At 67.2% G+C, this 2720-nt stretch carries 3 protein-coding genes; all 3 read left to right on the forward strand.

Annotated features, from left to right (window positions below; translation table 11 throughout):
* The first annotated feature begins 158 nt into the window (after positions 1-158).
* Entirely contained in the window at positions 159-1199 is a 1041-nt protein-coding gene (locus tag H8A92_RS40155; RefSeq protein WP_229200766.1) for a class I fructose-bisphosphate aldolase, read from the forward strand.
* Positions 1200-1877 (forward strand): thiamine phosphate synthase, encoded by a 678-nt coding sequence (locus H8A92_RS40160; RefSeq protein ID WP_229200767.1) that lies wholly within the window; start codon positions 1200-1202, stop codon positions 1875-1877.
* A gap of 7 nt (positions 1878-1884) precedes the next feature.
* Positions 1885-2720: tetratricopeptide repeat protein (locus H8A92_RS40165; protein WP_229200768.1), on the forward strand; the 836-nt coding region annotated here is incomplete at its 3' end.

The following is a 2720-nucleotide window of genomic DNA, read 5'->3' on the forward strand; positions in this document are numbered from 1 at the left end:
TGTCGATGCGTTCCGACCTCTCCCCGCAAGCGGGGCGAGGTAAAATAGAACAAGCCAAATCCGCTCGCGATTCTGCCCGCGACCAACGTTTTCTAGGCATTTGCCCGAGAACCGCCTATTTTGGTTTGCAAAGGCAATGGCCCTGGAGGACGTTCCCGATGAACCTCGCTGACCTCAACAAAATTGCGCTTGCCATGGTCACCCCGGGCAAGGGCCTGCTCGCCGCCGACGAATCCTCCGGCACGATCAAGAAGCGCTTCGATGCCATCAAGGTCGATTCGACCGAAGACAATCGCCGCGACTATCGCGAGATGCTGTTCCGCTCGCAGGAGGCGATGAGCAAGTACATCTCCGGCGTCATCCTGTACGACGAGACGATCTGGCAGAATGCCAAGGACGGCACGCCGCTGGTCAAGCTGATCGAGCAGGCCGGCGCGATCCCCGGCATCAAGGTCGACGAAGGCACCCAGGCGCTGCCGAACTGCCCCGGCGAACTCGTCACCGTCGGCCTCGACAAGCTCGCGGAGCGGCTGAAGAAATATTACGAGCGCGGTGCGCGCTTTGCGAAATGGCGCGCGGTGATCGATATCGGCTCCGGCGCCGGCAGCCGCGGCATCCCGACCATGACCGCTATCCGCGTCAACGCGCATGCGCTGGCGCGCTACGCCGCGCTGTGCCAGGCCGCGCAGATCGTCCCGATCGTCGAGCCGGAGGTGCTGATGGACGGCGATCACGACATCGACCGCTGCTATGAGGTGACGCAGCGCGTGCTGAACCGCACCTTCCAGGAATTGCGGGTGCAGCGCGTCGCGCTCGAAGGCATGATCCTGAAGCCGAACATGGCGATCTCGGGCAAGAAGTGCCCGAAGCAGGCGTCGGTGCAGGAAGTCGCCGAGAAGACCATCCGCCTGCTCAAGAGCTGCGTCCCGGCCGCGGTGCCCGGCATCGCGTTCCTCTCCGGCGGACAGAGCGACGAGGAAGCGACCGCGCATCTCGACGCCATGAACAAGATCGGCCATTTGCCCTGGCGGCTGACCTTCTCCTACGGCCGTGCATTGCAGGCTGCGCCGCAGAAGGCGTGGTCCGGCAAGCCCGACAACGTCCCCGCAGGCCAGCGCGCCTTCTCGCATCGCGCCCGGATGAACGGGTTGGCGAGCACCGGCAATTGGGAAGCCGGCCTCGAAAAACAGGCGGCATAGTTGGCCACCAAGCCCGTTCCGCCGCGGCCGGCGCCGCGCCTCTATCTGGCAACCCCGCCGGTCGACGAGCCGTCACGGCTTGCGGCCGAGCTCACCGAGCTGCTCGCTGCGGCCGATGTCGCGGCCGTTCTGGTGCGGCTCCGCGAAACCGACCCGCGCAGCATGATCTCCACCATCAAGGCGCTGGCGCCTGCGATCCAGAACGCAGGTGCTGCGCTGTTGATCGACGGCCATCCCGACATCGTGGCCCGCGCCGGCGCCGATGGCGCGCATCTGACCGGCGTCGCCGCGATGGAAGAGGCTGCGCCCGCGCTGAAGCCCGACCGCATCGTCGGCGTCGGCGGGCTCGCGACGCGCCACGATTCCATGGCCGCCGGCGAGGCCGGTGCCGACTATGTGCTGTTCGGCGAGCCCGACGCCAAAGGACAGCGGCCTTCGACCGAGGCGATCGCCGAGCGGCTGGGATGGTGGGACGAATTGTTCGAGCCGCCCTGCATAGGCTTTGCGACCTCACGCGAGGAGGCCGAGGCGTTCGCGGCCGCCGGCGCGGATTTCGTGCTCGTCGGAGACTTCATCTGGTCCGATCCGCGCGGCGCGAAAACGGCTGTGGTCGAGATCGGCGAGGCGATCGCGCAGGCGCATGCCGCCACATTCGGCAAGGCCAAGGCCGAGGGATGACGGTGGAATGAAATGCCTGCGTCCGATAGGTGTTGCGCTCGGCTGCACGATGCTGGCGAGCGGCGCGATGGCGCAGCTCTCGATCACGCCGCCGGCACAGACGCCGCCGCCTGCGAAGAAGGAGGCTCCGAAGGAGAAGCCGAAGGTGCACGCGCCGGTCGCAAAGAAACCCGCGCCGAAGCCCACCGCAACGCCCAGCCCGACGCCTTCGCCGACCCAGGCAGTCGACGATCCCAACGTCGACCTCGTATTCGGCGCCTATCAGCGCGGCATGTACAAGACCGCGTTCGATCTCGCGACCGTGCGCGCGCAGAACAACAATGATCCCAAGGCCATGACGATGCTGGGCGAGCTCTATGCCAACGGTCTCGGCGTCAAGCGCGACTATGCCAAGGCCGACGACTGGTACAAGCGCGCCTCCGACGCCGGCGACCGCGAGGCGATGTTCGCGCTCGCCATGATGAAGATCGCCGGCCGCGGCGGCGCGGTGGACAAGGATGGCGCGGTCAAGCTGCTGGCATCGGCGGCCAAGCTCGGCGAGCCCAAGGCGGCCTATAATCTCGCGCTGCTCTATCTCGACGGCCAGACCCTGCCGCAGGACCTCCGCCGCTCCGCCGAGCTGCTGCGCATGGCCGCGGACGCCGGCAGCCCGGAGGCGCAATACGCGCTGGCGACCTTCTACAAGGAAGGCACCGGCGTGCCGAAGGACCTCGAAAAGGCGGCGCGGCTGCTGCAGGCCGCCTCGCTGGCCGACAATGTCGATGCCGAGGTCGAATACGCCATCGCGCTCTACAACGGCGCCGGCACGCCGCGGAACGTGCCGGCGGCGGTGGCGCTGCTGCG

Source organism: Bradyrhizobium acaciae (genome assembly GCF_020889785.1).
Classification (GTDB): domain Bacteria; phylum Pseudomonadota; class Alphaproteobacteria; order Rhizobiales; family Xanthobacteraceae; genus Bradyrhizobium; species Bradyrhizobium acaciae.